General features: G+C 71.6%; 11 protein-coding genes. 4 read left to right on the top strand and 7 right to left on the bottom strand.

Going from position 1 to position 13,913, the window contains the following annotated elements:
• Positions 1 to 95: 95 nt before the first annotated feature.
• Positions 96 to 2,168, bottom strand: a complete 2,073-nt coding sequence (locus AB0937_RS07820) for a serine/threonine-protein kinase (RefSeq protein ID WP_366710268.1) — start codon at positions 2,166 to 2,168, stop codon at positions 96 to 98.
• A gap of 171 nt (positions 2,169 to 2,339) precedes the next feature.
• Here AB0937_RS07820 and AB0937_RS07825 point away from each other — a divergent pair, with 171 nt between their 5' ends.
• Entirely contained in the window at positions 2,340 to 3,383 is a 1,044-nt protein-coding gene (locus AB0937_RS07825; RefSeq protein ID WP_366710269.1) for a serine hydrolase domain-containing protein, read from the top strand.
• A 112-nt stretch (positions 3,384 to 3,495) separates the two neighbouring features.
• Here AB0937_RS07825 and AB0937_RS07830 read toward each other — a convergent pair whose 3' ends face one another.
• Complete coding sequence (locus AB0937_RS07830; protein ID WP_366710270.1) at positions 3,496 to 5,202, bottom strand: glycerol-3-phosphate dehydrogenase/oxidase; 1,707 nt, start codon at positions 5,200 to 5,202, stop codon at positions 3,496 to 3,498.
• Between the two features lie 271 nt (positions 5,203 to 5,473).
• Between AB0937_RS07830 and AB0937_RS07835 the strand changes: the two genes are divergently transcribed.
• The gene (locus tag AB0937_RS07835; RefSeq protein ID WP_366710272.1) at positions 5,474 to 6,682 is read left to right on the top strand and encodes a nucleotide sugar dehydrogenase; all 1,209 of its coding nucleotides are present in this window, start codon (positions 5,474 to 5,476) and stop codon (positions 6,680 to 6,682) included.
• Between the two features lie 199 nt (positions 6,683 to 6,881).
• Here AB0937_RS07835 and AB0937_RS07840 read toward each other — a convergent pair whose 3' ends face one another.
• The 4 genes from AB0937_RS07840 to AB0937_RS07855 all read right to left on the bottom strand — a co-directional run bounded on the left by AB0937_RS07840 (position 6,882) and on the right by AB0937_RS07855 (position 11,451).
• Complete coding sequence (locus AB0937_RS07840; protein ID WP_366710273.1) at positions 6,882 to 8,006, bottom strand: GuaB3 family IMP dehydrogenase-related protein; 1,125 nt, start codon at positions 8,004 to 8,006, stop codon at positions 6,882 to 6,884.
• Positions 8,007 to 8,111: 105 nt separating this feature from the next.
• Positions 8,112 to 9,617: an IMP dehydrogenase gene (gene guaB / locus AB0937_RS07845; protein ID WP_362046930.1), complete on the bottom strand. Its 1,506-nt coding sequence runs from the start codon at positions 9,615 to 9,617 to the stop codon at positions 8,112 to 8,114.
• Positions 9,618 to 9,770: 153 nt separating this feature from the next.
• Positions 9,771 to 10,358: a sigma-70 family RNA polymerase sigma factor gene (locus AB0937_RS07850; protein ID WP_033311556.1), complete on the bottom strand. Its 588-nt coding sequence runs from the start codon at positions 10,356 to 10,358 to the stop codon at positions 9,771 to 9,773.
• 481 nt (positions 10,359 to 10,839) lie between these two features.
• On the bottom strand, positions 10,840 to 11,451 hold the full coding sequence (locus AB0937_RS07855) for a response regulator transcription factor (protein ID WP_003948568.1): 612 nt from the start codon (positions 11,449 to 11,451) through the stop codon (positions 10,840 to 10,842).
• Positions 11,452 to 11,831: 380 nt separating this feature from the next.
• Between AB0937_RS07855 and AB0937_RS07860 the strand changes: the two genes are divergently transcribed.
• On the top strand, positions 11,832 to 12,161 hold the full coding sequence (locus tag AB0937_RS07860) for a WhiB family transcriptional regulator (RefSeq protein ID WP_333932799.1): 330 nt from the start codon (positions 11,832 to 11,834) through the stop codon (positions 12,159 to 12,161).
• 61 nt (positions 12,162 to 12,222) lie between these two features.
• On the opposite strand, the gene AB0937_RS07865 is transcribed toward AB0937_RS07860, so the two are convergent.
• Complete coding sequence (locus AB0937_RS07865; RefSeq protein ID WP_366710274.1) at positions 12,223 to 13,122, bottom strand: LysR family transcriptional regulator; 900 nt, start codon at positions 13,120 to 13,122, stop codon at positions 12,223 to 12,225.
• An 80-nt stretch (positions 13,123 to 13,202) separates the two neighbouring features.
• On the opposite strand from AB0937_RS07865, the gene AB0937_RS07870 reads away from it, so the two are divergent.
• Entirely contained in the window at positions 13,203 to 13,871 is a 669-nt protein-coding gene (locus AB0937_RS07870) for an MOSC domain-containing protein (protein ID WP_366710275.1), read from the top strand.
• Positions 13,872 to 13,913 lie beyond the last annotated feature (42 nt).

Consider the following 13,913-nt stretch of genomic DNA (forward strand, 5'->3'; position numbering starts at 1 on the left):
CTGCGCACGGTCCGCAAACATTTACGATACGTGCCGCAGGCAACCCGCATGCGGGGATGCGAGATCTCCCTCCCCCAACCCTGGGGTCCTCATGCTCAGGACTTGGGTTCGAAGGTTTTCGTGAGGGTCCGCCACGTCTCCTTGCGCAGCGCGTCGTCCCACGTGGACGCCTTCGCCGTGTACATCAGCGCGTACCCCTGCCGGTCGTCGACCACGAAACCCCGGTCGATGGTCCGGTACTTGGTGCCGCCGTCGGCGTAGGTGAACTCCCAGTCCGCCGTGTTCCAGTCGCGGTAGCCCACCTTCTCTATGCGGATCTTCTTGTACTGCGCGCGCACCATGAAGCGTTCCTGGTTCTTCCAGTCCGCCACGGGGTCGCCCTTGGGCGTGGACGTCCAGGCGATGAGCAGCTTCTGCCCGTCGGGCCCGGTGAAGCGGTCGCCCGCCGCACCCGTGGACTGGTACGTCCAGCCCTTGGGCAGGCCGATCGAGTACCCCTGGTCGCCCCGGTGGGTCGACTCCGCGGCGGTCCCCTTGCCGCCCGAGCCGCGCTCGTCCGAGGAACCGCTCGCCTGGCCGCCCGTCTCGCCGTCCGTGGACGGCCCGGACGGTGCCGGCTGCTTCTCCGCGCCGTCCGTGCGCGTGGCGTCGCTCTTGTCGCTCTTGGTGTCGGAGCTGCTCGACGCCGAGGCGACGGTCTTCCCGCCGCCTTCGCCGGAGGCCCCCTTCGAGCCCTTGTCGCCACCGCTGAGCACGATGGCGAGCACCGTGCCGATCACGGCGAGCACCACGACCACCGCGATGATCATCAGGGTCCGCCGCGGCACCACGTCGGTGAGCGGCGCCCGGGGCACCGGCCGCGGCGGCAGGTCCGGCGGCGGCACCACGGGCCATCCGGAACTGCGCCCCCCGGAGGCCGTCTTCGTCTCCGGCCCACTCTGCTCGCCGCCGCGCGCGGACGCCCCGGGACCCGACTGCGCCACGGACCCGCCCGTGGCCCCGGACCGGCCCGCGCCACCGCCCGAAGCGGAGGAGGCCGTACCCGCCGGCCCGGCGGCGGCCTCGTCGGCACCGGTCTCGGCGGAAGCGGACTTGGCGGCAGCGGACTTGGCGGAAGCCGCTGTCGATCCCGCGGCGGCAGGTCCCGCGGCGGCCTTGCGCACGGAACGCAGCGCGCCGCGCAACCGCTCCCCGGCCTCCTCGCCGCGCTTGCCCGCCGAACTCCCCTTGCGCGAGGACCTGTCCGGCTGTGCGGGCAGCGGCACGACCTTCGTCGCGTCCATCGCCTCGGGCTCGGCCTTCTCGGGCGCGTGCAGCACCGAGTTCAGCATGGCCCGGGCGCCCGCGACGTCGAGCCGCTGGGCGGGGTCCTTGGTGAGCAGCCCGTGGATGACGTCCTTCAGCGGACCCGCGTTCTTCGGCTCCTCCAGAGGCTCGGTCATCACGGCCGTGAGAGTCGCTATGGCCGACCCCTTGTCGTACGGCGGTGCGCCCTCCACCGCCGCGTACAGCAAGCCGCCGAGCGACCAGAGGTCGGCCGCCGGGCCCGGCTTGTGCCCGCGCGCCCGCTCCGGGGAGATGTAGGACGGCGCGCCGACGAGCATGCCGGTCGAGGTGATGGACGGGTCGCCCTCGACCTGGGCGATGCCGAAGTCGGTGAGCACGACCCGGCCGTCCTCGGCGATCAGCACGTTCGACGGCTTCACGTCACGGTGCAGGATGCCCTCGCGGTGGGCGGAGCGCAGCACGTCGAGGACCGCGAGCCCGACCTCCGCGGCACGCTTCGGCTCGAGGAGGCCGTCCTCCCGGATGACCTCGGCGAGCGACTTGCCCTCGACGAGCTCCATCACGATCCAGGGCCGGTCGTCCTCCTGCACCACGTCGAAGACCGTCACGGCGCTGTTGTTGCGGATCCGCGCGATGGCCTTGGCCTCGCGCAGCGTCCGCGTGATCAGCCGCCGCTTCTCCTCCTCGTCGATGTTCGACGGGAAGCGCAGCTCCTTGACGGCGACCGTCCGGCCGAGGGTCTCGTCCTCGGCCCGCCACACCGTGCCCATGCCGCCCCGGCCGAGCACCTTGCCCAGCCGGTAGCGCCCCGCGAGGAGACGCTCCCTGTTGTCCTGACGAGTGTCCTGACGAGATGTGCCCGCCCGCTCCGCCTCCGACATGCGTCCCCTCATACAACCCGCCCTGACAGAGCCTCCATTGTCTCTCACCCGACAAGTGCCCGGCGCCCAGGGGCCCCCTCCCGGGCGCCCGCGGCCACACCCTCCCGGAACCCGGGTGCGGCACGCCCCGCACGGCCTTGCATGATGGGCCCTGACCAGGGAGGAGCCCGTATGCCGCCGATCCGGACATTGCTGGCCCTGCCGGTGGCCGCCGCCCTGTTCGGTCTGCCGCCGGCCGACTCGTCGGCCCTGTCGATGCCGCCCACGGACGCGGTGATGCCGCTGCTGGTGACGCAGGGCGGAGCCCCGGCCGCCGCCCTCCTGGCCCGGGAGGGAGCCACCACCCGCTACGCCACGGCCGGTTCGGGCATCGCCCGGTCGGACCACTTCCGCGCCGGCAGCCTCACGAAGACGTTCGTCGCGACGGTCGTGCTGCAACTGGCCGCCGAGCACAAGCTGTCACTGTCCGACTCGGTCGAGCAGCACCTGCCCGGCCTGGTGCGGGGGGCCGGCAACGACGGTCGCGCGCTGACCCTGCGCTCCCTGCTCACTCACACCAGCGGCCTGCACGACTTCACCACGGACACCGACGGGACCGCACCCGTCACACCCCGTCAGGCCTTGAACATCGCTCTCACCCACCCTCCGGCCGAACGGGGCCGCTTCTCCTACTCGAACACCAACTACGTCCTGCTCGGCCTGGTCGTGCAGCAGGTGACCGGCCACTCGTACGCCACCGAGGCCGAACGCCGCATCCTCACTCCCCTGCGCCTGACGGGCACCTCCTTCCCCGGCTCGCGCTCCACACTGCCCTCCCCTCACGGCCGCTCCTACACGGCCGACGGAACCGACGTCACCGAAATCGACCCGCGGGTGGCCGGAGCTGCGGGCGAGCTGGTGACCACGCTCGCCGACCTCGACCGCTTCTACGGAGCCCTGCTCGGCGGTCGGCTGCTGCCCCCGCACTGGCTGCGCGAGATGCTCGACACCCGTGCCGCACATGGCGCGTACGGCATGGGGCTCTTCCCCGAGAAGCTTCCGTGCGGCACGACGGTGTGGGGGCACAACGGGCACATAACCGGCAGCTATGTGCGCACCGCGGCCGCCCTCGACGGACGGCGTGTCCTCACCTTCCGGGTGAACACGGACGCGATAGCCGATCCCGGCCTCGAACCCGCGGTGCTCGCGGCCGAGTTCTGCCCCCGCACCTCGTAGAACGACCGGGTTCCGAACGAAGATCCCGGTTCCTTACACCCGTTCGGGTGATGCGTGGCGGACACGGACCCTGTCCCCGCTGACGGACAAGGCCCGGCCACACCCGTCAGGTTCACAGCGGCACGATGTCCGGCGCTCCCAGGCGCGCCGCGTCCGCCGTCAGGTCGTCGGGCTGCCGCTGCGACTCCCGCTCGGCCTCCACCCGCTTCTGGTAGTGCTCGACCTCGCGCTCGATCTGGTCCTTGTCCCAGCCGAGCACGGACCCCATCAGCCCGGCGGCGTCGCGTGCGCTGCGGGTGCCCCGGTCGAAGGTCTCGATCGAGATGCGCGTCCGCCGGGTCAGCACGTCGTCCAGGTGCCGTGCCCCCTCGTGGGAGGCCGCGTACACGATCTCGGCGCGCAGATAGTCGTCGGCCGCGGCCAGGGGCTCGCCCAGCGACGGGTCCTCGGCGATGAGCTCGAGGAGTTCCTCGGTCATCGTCCCGTAGCGGTTCAGCAAGTGCTCGACCCGCACCACATGCAGACCGGTCCGGGCGGCGATCCGCGCCCGCGCGTTCCACATGGCCCGGTAGCCCTCGGCGCCCAGCAGCGGCACGTCCTCGGTGACGCACTCGGCGACGCGCATGTCGAGCCCGTGCACCGCCTCGTCCACCGCGTCCTTGGCCATGACCCGGTACGTCGTGTACTTGCCGCCCGCCACGACGACCAGCCCGGGCACCGGGTGTGCCACGGTGTGCTCACGCGACAGCTTGCTGGTGGCGTCCGACTCACCGGCGAGCAGCGGCCGCAGCCCCGCGTACACACCCTGGACGTCGTCCCTGGTCAGGGGCACCGCCAGCACCGAGTTCACATGTTCCAGCAGGTAGTCGATGTCCGCGCTGGAGGCCGCCGGGTGGGACTTGTCGAGGTCCCAGTCGGTGTCCGTGGTGCCGACGATCCAGTGCCGGCCCCAGGGGATGACGAACAGCACGGACTTCTCCGTGCGCAGGATCAGCCCGGTGGTGGAGTGGATCCGGTCGCGCGGCACGACCAGGTGGATGCCCTTGGACGCCCGGACGTGAAACTGACCGCGCTCCCCGACCATCGCCTGGGTGTCGTCCGTCCACACGCCGGTGGCGTTGACGACCTGCTTGGCGCGGATCTCGTACTCGCCGCCCCCCTCGACGTCCTGCACCTTCGCGCCGACGACCCGCTCGCCCTCCCGCAGGAAGCCCGTCACCCGCGCGCGGTTCGCGGCCTTGGCGCCGTACGCCACCGCCGTGCGCACGAGGTTCGTCACATACCGGGCGTCGTCCATCTGGGCGTCGTAGTACTGCAACGCGCCCACCAGCGCGCCCTTCTTCAAGCAGGGCGCCACGCGCAGGGCATGAGAGCGCGTCAGGTGGCGGTGCAGCGGGAGTCCCCGGCCGTGGCCCTTGGCCATGGACATCGCGTCGTACAGGGCGACGCCCGAACCGGCGTACAGCCGCTCCCAGCCCTTGTGCTGCAACGGGTACAGGAACGGCACCGGCTTCACCAGGTGCGGGGCGAGCCGCTCCAGCAGCAGGCCGCGCTCCTTCAGGGCCTCGCGGACGAGTGCGAAGTCGAGCATCTCCAGGTAGCGCAGGCCGCCGTGGATGAGCTTGCTGGACCGGCTGGAGGTGCCGGACGCCCAGTCACGCGCCTCGACCAGACCTGTGGACAGGCCCCGGGTCACCGCATCGAGCGCGGTGCCCGCACCCACCACGCCGGCACCCACCACCAGCACGTCCAGCTCGCGCTCGGCCATGGATGCGAGGGACTCGGCGCGCTGCGCCGGTCCGAGTGTCGCTGTCCTCACCGCTGCCTCCCGCTCGTCGGTCGCGCCGGCCGCACCCGTCGGGTGCGGCCCCGTCCGTATCCCCCTGCCCAGATTCTGACCGGGTTGCCCGACTTCAGCCACCACGGCTCCGCAGCCTGTGGACAACGCTCACGGAACGCTCACCGAAACTCGGCCGGGCAATCCCGCATATCGGTCATATTTACTCCTAGTCTGACATTGCGCTCGCCCGTCCTGTCCACAGGGCTTGCGCCTCTGTCCCACTTCGGCTATCGGGAAGGACGGCCACGCCATGCCCGCAGATCTCGCCGTCATCGGACTCGGCCCGTACGGCCTGCCCCTGGCCCAGGCCGCCGTCGCCGCAGGCATCCCCACCCTCGGCTACCGGACCGGCCCCGAGGCGGGCTCGCTCAGCCCCGCCGAACTGCGCCGGATGCTCTCGGGGGGCTTCCGGCCGACCACCGACCCCGCCGAGCTCGGCCGGGTGCGCACCGCTGTGGTCTGCGCGCCGACTCCGCCCGGAGCGGACGGCGGGCTCGACCTGAACCAGCTGGAGACGGCCGCCCGCACCCTCGCCGGCCACCTGCGCCCGCACACCACGGTGATCCTGGAGTCACCGGTGTACCCGGGGACGACGGAGGGACTCCTGCGTCCGCTCCTCGAAGAGGGCTCCGGGCTGCGGGCGGGCCGCGACTTCCACCTCGCGTACTCCCCCAGCCGCGTCGCCCCGGGCAACCGCGACGTCACGCCGGCCACCACGCCCAAGGTCATCGGCGGCCTCACCCCGGCCTGCACCGAGTCGGCCGCCGCGTTCTACGGGCGGCTGACCGACAAGGTGGTACGCGCGCGTGGACTGCGCGAGGCGGAGACCGTGCAGCTGCTGGAGACCAACTACCGGCACGTGAACATCGCCCTCGTGAACGAGATGGCGGTCCTCTGCAACGACCTGGGCGTCGACCTCTGGGACGTCGTCCGCTGCGCGGAGACCAAGCCGTACGGCTTCCAGGCCTTCCGCCCCGGCCCCGGCGTCGGCGGCCACTCCGTCCCCCAGGACCTGACGGCCGGCGGCGGACGCGGGCTGCGCATGGTGGAACTGGCCCGGGAGGTCAACCACCGCATGCCGGGCTACGTCGTCCAGCGCGCCGCCGCACTCCTCAACGAACACGGCAAGTCGGCCCGGGGCGCCCGGGTGCTCCTCCTCGGCGTCACCTACAAGCCCGACCTCGCCGACCTCCAGGGCACCCCGGCCCGCGAGATCGCCCTGCGTCTGCGCGAACTGGGCGCGGCGGTCAGCTACCACGACCCCTACGTCCCGTCCTGGAGCGTCCTCGACCACCCGGTCCCCCGTGCGGACTCCCTCTACGAGGCCGCAGCCGGCGCGGACCTGACCATCCTCCTCCAGCAGCACCGCACGTACGACCTCCAGGGCCTGTCGGTGAAGGCCCAGCTCCTTCTGGACACGCGAGGGGCGGCGCCCACGGGGGCGGCGCATCGGTTGTGAAGGGGGGCGCGTGGGATGCGTGAGCCCAGAGGGCTGGGGGCATGCGCCCCCTTCCACCGCGCCGCCCGGTGGCCCGGTGATGCCAGGACGACCCGTGCGCCCCCGAACGACAGCACGCGCCCCCTCTGAGCCATCTGGGCACGCAGAAGGGCCCGGCCACTCCCCCGAGTGACCAGGCCCTACTCAGCGTCGGAACGGATTACCGCCGGTGCTGCGAGTCCGCCACCGTCACCTCGACGCGCTGGAACTCCTTCAGCTCGCTGTAGCCGGTCGTGGACATGGCGCGGCGCAGGGCGCCGAAGAGGTTCATCGAGCCGTCGGGGGTGTGGGACGGGCCCGTCAGGATCTCCTCCAGGGTGCCGACCGTGCCGAGGGCGACCTTCTTGCCACGCGGCAGCTCCTCGTTCACCGCCTCCATGCCCCAGTGGTGGCCCTTGCCCGGCGCGTCGGTGGCGCGGGCCAGCGGGGAGCCCATCATCACCGAGTCCGCACCGCAGGCGATCGCCTTGGGCAGGTCGCCGGACCAGCCGACACCGCCGTCGGCGATCACGTGCACGTACCGGCCGCCCGACTCGTCCATGTAGTCACGGCGCGCCGCGGCCACGTCGGCGACCGCCGTCGCCATGGGGACCTGGATGCCGAGCACGTTGCGCGTGGTGTGCGCCGCGCCGCCACCGAAGCCGACGAGGACACCCGCCGCGCCGGTGCGCATCAGGTGCAGGGCCGCCGTGTACGTGGCGCAGCCGCCGACGATCACCGGCACGTCCAGCTCGTAGATGAACTGCTTCAGGTTCAGCGGCTCGTGCGCGCCGGAGACGTGCTCGGCGGAGACCGTCGTACCGCGGATGACGAAGATGTCCACGCCCGCGTCCACGACCGCCTTGGAGAACTGGGCGGTGCGCTGCGGGGAGAGCGCGGCGGCGGTGACGACGCCGGAGTCGCGCACCTCCTTGATGCGCTGCCCGATCAGCTCCTCCTTGATGGGAGCCGCGTAGATCTCCTGCAGACGGCGGGTCGCGGTCTCCGAATCCAGCTCGGCGATCTCGTCGAGCAGCGGCTGGGGGTCCTCGTAGCGCGTCCACAGGCCCTCGAGGTTCAGCACGCCGAGGCCGCCGAGCTCGCCGATGCGGATCGCGGTGGCCGGGGAGACGACCGAGTCCATGGGGGCGGCCAGGAAGGGCAGCTCGAAGCGGTAGGCGTCGATCTGCCAGGCGATCGAGACCTCCTTCGGGTCCCGGGTACGGCGGCTGGGGACGACGGCGATGTCGTCGAAGGCGTACGCCCGGCGGCCGCGCTTGCCGCGCCCGATCTCGATCTCAGTCACGTCTGTGGCCTTTCCCTGATGCGTTGCAGCGTCTTCCAGTATCGCCGACGGGCACGACGAGGGCGGCCCCGGATGCTCCGGAGCCGCCCTCGGAAGGCCGGGCCGCTACTTGCTGCGGCTGTAGTTCGGCGCCTCGACCGTCATCTGGATGTCGTGCGGGTGGCTCTCCTTGAGGCCCGCGGAGGTGATCCGGACGAAGCGGCCCTTGGTCTCCATCTCGTCGATGGAGGCGGCGCCCACATAGCCCATCGTCTGGCGCAGGCCGCCGACGAGCTGGTGCAGCACGTTGGCCAGCGGGCCGCGGTAGGGCACCTGGCCCTCGATGCCCTCGGGCACGAGCTTGTCGTCGGAGCCGACCTCGGCCTGGAAGTAGCGGTCCTTGGAGTACGACCTGGCCTGGCCGCGGGACTGCATCGCGCCGAGCGAGCCCATGCCGCGGTACGACTTGAACTGCTTGCCGTTGATGAACTGCAGCTCGCCGGGGGACTCCTCACAGCCGGCGAGGAGGCTGCCCAGCATGACCGTGTCGGCGCCGGCCGCCAGGGCCTTGCCGATGTCGCCGGAGTACTGCAGGCCGCCGTCGCCGATCAGCGGGATGCCCGCCGGACGGGCCGCGAGGGACGCCTCGTAGATGGCGGTGACCTGCGGGACGCCGATACCGGCCACCACGCGGGTGGTGCAGATCGAGCCGGGGCCCACACCCACCTTGATGCCGTCGACACCGGCGTCGATCAGCGCCTGGGCGCCGTCACGCGTGGCGACGTTGCCGCCGATCACGTCGACGCCCACGCTCGACTTGATCTTCGCCATCCAGCTGAGGGCGTTGCTGTTGTGGCCGTGCGAGGTGTCGACCACCAGGAAGTCCACACCGGCACCGGCGAGAGCCTGGGCGCGCTCCAGGGCCTCGGGGCTGGCGCCCACGGCCGCACCGACGAGCAGCCGGCCCTCGGAGTCCTTCGCCGCGTTGGGGTACTGCTCGGCCTTGACGAAGTCCTTGACCGTGATGAGGCCCTTGAGGACGCCCGCGTCGTCGACCAGCGGAAGCTTCTCGATCTTGTGGCGGCGCAGCAGCTCCATGGCGTCCGCGCCGGAGATGCCGACCTTCCCGGTGACCAGCGGCATCGGGGTCATGACCTCGCGCACCTGACGCGTGCGGTCCGACTCGAAGGCCATGTCGCGGTTGGTGACGATGCCGAGCAGCTTCTTGTTGCCGTCGGTGACGGGCACACCGCTGATGCGGAACTTGGCGCACAGGGCGTCGGCCTCGGCGAGCGTGGCGTCGGGGTGCACCGTGATCGGGTCGGTGACCATGCCGGACTCGGAGCGCTTGACCAGGTCGACCTGGTTCACCTGGTCCTCGACGGACAGGTTGCGGTGCAGCACGCCGACGCCGCCCTGGCGGGCCATCGCGATCGCCATGCGGGACTCGGTCACCTTGTCCATCGCCGCCGAGAGCAGCGGGATGTTGACCCGGACGTTGCGGGAGATGCGGGACGAGGTGTCGACCGCGTTGGGGAGCACCTCGGATGCACCCGGCAGCAGCAGCACGTCGTCGTAGGTCAGCCCGAGTGTCGCGAATTTACCGGGCACTCCGTCGACGTTGGCAGTCATGACACCTTCCCCAAATGGCCTTGATCGGTGCGGATGTCCATGCTAACGGGAAGCAGGGCTGTCTCATTCCACGGTTCCGCCCGGCTCCGGGCTTCGTATGTTCGTACGGAAGCGGCGCACCGCCTGTTCAACTGAGGGGTTCTCCAAGCAGGGCTACTGCTCGGCCAGGGCCCGCAGCCGGCTCAGCGCCCTGTGCTGAGCCACCCGGACCGCACCGGGTGACATTCCCAACATCTGGCCGGTCTCCTCGGCCGTGAGTCCCACCGCGATCCGCAGCAGCAGCAGCTCCCGCTGGTTCTCGGGGAGGTTGGCCAGCAGTTTCTTGGCCCATTCCGCGTCGCTGCTGAGCAGGGCACGCTCCTCCGGGCCGAGGGAGTCGTCCGGACGCTCGGGCATCTCGTCGGAGGGGACGGCCGTCGAGCCGGGGTGGCGCATCGCCGCGCGCTGCAGGTCGGCGACCTTGTGGGCGGCGATGGCGAAGACGAACGCCTCGAAGGGGCGGCCGGTGTCCCGGTAGCGGGGCAGCGCGAGGAGCACCGCCACGCAGACCTCCTGGGCGAGGTCCTCCACGAAGTGCCGCGCGTCGCCCGGCAGACGGGACAGACGGGTGCGGCAGTAGCGCAGGGCCAGGGGGTGGACATGGGCGAGCAGGTCGTGCGTGGCCTGCTCGTCCCCGTCGACGGCGCGGTGGACGAGCGCACCGATCGCGCCCTGGGCATGGGCTGCCTCGTCGTCGCGCATCGGTCCATGGTGCCTTGCGGCCGCCGGGTCCGCGGCACCGCGCCCGTTGTTGTGCACTGAAGCGTTATGAGCAGGTGCGCCGGCACTCATCCCCTGCGCCCTCCCCTTCCGCTCGACCGACTCGTCCCCGAGGAACTCCACACCCTCAAGGATGCGGCATCCGCGGCGAAACGAGCAGCGGGCACCCTGTGGGCTCCGGGCCCACCCGCGCCCACCTGGCGTTCCGCGCCCGCACCGGGATCGCTGGGACCTGTCGTTCGGATCGTCCCGGGGACGTGGGTCCTCGCTCGCACCCTGCCGGGCCCTCGATCTCGCCCCGGCGGGCACGGATCCCCGGCGCCGCCGTCGGCCACCGGCTCCGACGCGTGTGGGTGCGGCTCCCGCGGGGGCATCCAGGTGCCCCCGCTCTTCCGCCGGGGCCGGAGCCCCCGCCTCGGAACCGGCCCGGTCCGGGGGACGGGCGCAATCCGAACAACAGGTCCTAGCGCACCAGACCCCACCGGAAACCGAGCGCCACGGCGTGGGCCCTGTCCGAGGCGCCGAGCTTCTTGAACAGGCGCCGGGCGTGCGTCTTGACGGTGTCCTCGGAGAGGAACAGCTCGCGGCCGATCTCGGCGTTCGAGCGGCCGTGACTCATGCCCTCGAGGACCTGGATCTCACGCGCGGTGAGCGTGGGCGCAGCGCCCATCTCGGCCGAGCGCAGCCGCCGCGGGGCGAGCCGCCAGGTCGGGTCGGCCAGGGCCTGGGTCACCGTCGCGCGCAGTTCCGCGCGGGAGGCGTCCTTGTGCAGATAGCCGCGGGCACCGGCGGCGACCGCAAGGGCCACGCCGTCCAGGTCCTCGGCGACGGTGAGCATGATGATGCGCGCACCGGGGTCGGCCGACAGCAGCCGCCGGACCGTCTCGACGCCGCCCAGTCCGGGCATGCGTACGTCCATCAGAATCAGGTCCGAGCGGTCGGCCCCCCAGCGGCGGAGGACTTCCTCGCCGTTGGCCGCCGTCGTCACGCGCTCTACGCCGGGCACGGTCGCCACCGCACGACGGAGCGCCTCTCGGGCAAGCGGGGAGTCGTCGCAGACGAGGACGGATGTCATGACCGCCCTCCGCAGCTGATGCGCGTCACCTTGAGCCTCCAGGCTGGTACGAAATCGTCACCTGTGCGGTCGACCGTCTCGGACGCGGGCCCGAGCACTTGTTCCTTCAACCGCCTCGCACTCTCAACGACGGTCACTCGAAAGAGTTACGGGGGCGGCTGCCCTCTTCGGCACTCTACGTGAGGGGACGGACACGGCGGAGACACGCACAGCAGACCCTCGAACTTTCATCACAAGCCATGCCCCATTCAGACCCATTTCTTCCGCTTTGCCAGTGTCTGGAGCTAGATTCGCAATGAGTCATATTTTCATCTCCTTAGATCGTAGTTGTACGGTCATAGACACCGGATCCGCCCAGAACGGCAACAAGGGGTCACGTAATGGCAGATTTCTCCCGCCTTCCCGGACCGAACGCGGACCTGTGGGACTGGCAGCTGCTGGCTGCCTGTCGCGGGGTGGACAGCTCGCTCTTCTTCCATCCGGAGGGTGAGCGCGGTGCGGCGAGGAGCGCTCGTGAGAACTCGGCCAAAGAGGTCTGCATGAGGTGCCCGGTACGCGCCGAGTGCGCTGCTCACGCCCTGGCGGTGCGTGAGCCGTACGGCGTGTGGGGCGGGCTGACCGAGGACGAGCGCGAAGAGCTCATGGGGCGGGCGCGCAACCGGCTGGTGTCGGCGTCGGCATCGGGCGGGCACACCGCCTCGCACGACTGAAGGAACGTTTCTGCGAAGGGCACGCGCGCGCGTGCCGTTGGAATTTGACGCGACTCGGCCGCTACGGGCGGCGGGCGGCCCGGGCCAGCTGGTCGAGTGTCGCCGCCACGGCGGGCACCTGTGCGAGGTCGGGCAGGGTGAGCGCGACGATCTCCCGCCGCACCGCCGGTTCGAGCCGTACGGCGCGCACCCCCCGGGGCCGGACCGACTCGACGGCCAGCTGGGGAAGGACGGCCACGCCCAGGCCGGCACCGACGAGGCCGACCACCGCCGGGTAGTCGTCGGTCGCGAAGTCGATGCGCGGGGTGAAGCCGGCCGCCGCGCACACCTCGACCAGCTGTCCACGGCAGCGCGGGCAGCCCGCGATCCACGGCTCCCCGGTGAGCTCGCCGATCGCGACGGACTCCGCGCCCGCGAGCCGGTGACGCTCCGGCACGAGCGCGACCAGCCGGTCCGACAGCAGCGGCCGTACGACGAGGTCGTCCCACTCCCCCGCGCCGGCCGCCCCCTCGTAGCGGAACGCGAGCGCCACGTCGCAGTCGCCCTCGCGCAGCAGGCCGACGGACGCGGGTGGCTCGGCCTCCTCCAGGAAGACCCGGGTACCGGGGTGCGCCTCGCGCAGCGCGGCGAGGGCCGTGGGGACGAGGGTGGAGCTGCCGCTGGGGAAGGAGACGAGCCGGACCCGGCCCGCGCGCAGCCCGGCGATGGCGGCGACCTCCTCCTCCGCTGCCGTGAGCCCCGAGAGGATCCCGGCGGCGTGCCGCACCAGGGCCTCGCCGGCCTGGGTCAGGCGCATCTCTCGTCCGGTGCGGATCAGCAGCGGCGTGCCGACGGAGGTTTCCAGGGCCTTCATCTGCTGGCTGACGGCGGGCTGGGTGCAGCCCAGCTCGCGGCCGGCGGCGGAGAAGGAGCCGGTGGTCGCGACGGCGCGCAGGACACGGAGATGACGAGCTTCGATCACCCTTAGAGGATAAGTCACTCTTTGATGTCACGGACGATAATGCTTCGACGCTTTGAGGTCCGGTCGCCTACCGTGCGGGCATGGAGCTTCTGTCAGTGAATCTGGGCCGTGCGGTGGCGGTGCCCTACACGGACAACCCGGAGGGCGTGACCGGGATCGACAAGCGGCCGGTGGACGGGCCGGTGCGGGTTTTCGCGCCCGGCCCCAAGGGCACGGGCGGGAGCGGGCTGGCCGGGGACGCGGTGTGCAAGCTCGAGCACCACGGCGGCGACGACCAGGCGGTCTACGCCATGGCCCGTGAGGACCTGGACGAGTGGGAGCGCGAGCTGGGCAGGGCGCTGCCCGACGGCGCGTTCGGCGAGAACCTCACGACCCGTGGCCTGGACGTGTCCGGTGCCCTGATCGGTGAGCGCTGGCGGATCGGGCCCGAGGTGGTGCTGGAGGTCACGTCCGGGCGGATCCCGTGCCGTACGTTCCAGGGCCACATGGGCGAGAAGGGCTGGGTGAAGCGGTTCACGCAGCGCGGGGCGCCGGGGGCGTACCTGCGGGTGATCGTGCCCGGGGAGGTCAGAGCGGGCGATGCCGTCGAGATCGTGCACCGGCCGGGCCACGAGGTGACCGTGGCCCTGCAGTTCCGCGCGGTGACGACCGAGCGGACGCTGCTGCCGAGGGTCCTGGCGGCGGGCCGGGCCCTGCACCCGGAGGTGCTGCGGACTGCCCGGGAGTACGAGGAGAAGTACGGGGCCTGATCGCCGCTCACCACGCCCGTCTCCACGGACCCTTCACCACGG

The sequence above is a fragment of the Streptomyces sp. NPDC047880 genome (assembly GCF_040706515.1).
GTDB lineage: Bacteria > Actinomycetota > Actinomycetes > Streptomycetales > Streptomycetaceae > Streptomyces.

Excerpts from the sequence above, each read along its gene's own strand:
- AB0937_RS07820 (WP_366710268.1), bottom strand. The coding sequence starts at position 2,168 with ATGTCGGAGGCGGAGCGGGCGGGCACATCTCGTCAGGACACTCGTCAG.
- AB0937_RS07825 (WP_366710269.1), top strand. The coding sequence starts at position 2,340 with ATGCCGCCGATCCGGACATTGCTGGCCCTGCCGGTGGCCGCCGCCCTG.
- AB0937_RS07835 (WP_366710272.1), top strand. The coding sequence starts at position 5,474 with ATGCCCGCAGATCTCGCCGTCATCGGACTCGGCCCGTACGGCCTGCCC.
- guaB (WP_362046930.1), bottom strand. The coding sequence starts at position 9,617 with ATGACTGCCAACGTCGACGGAGTGCCCGGTAAATTCGCGACACTCGGG.
- AB0937_RS07850 (WP_033311556.1), bottom strand. The coding sequence starts at position 10,358 with ATGCGCGACGACGAGGCAGCCCATGCCCAGGGCGCGATCGGTGCGCTC.
- AB0937_RS07855 (WP_003948568.1), bottom strand. The coding sequence starts at position 11,451 with ATGACATCCGTCCTCGTCTGCGACGACTCCCCGCTTGCCCGAGAGGCG.
- AB0937_RS07860 (WP_333932799.1), top strand. The coding sequence starts at position 11,832 with ATGGCAGATTTCTCCCGCCTTCCCGGACCGAACGCGGACCTGTGGGAC.
- AB0937_RS07870 (WP_366710275.1), top strand. The coding sequence starts at position 13,203 with ATGGAGCTTCTGTCAGTGAATCTGGGCCGTGCGGTGGCGGTGCCCTAC.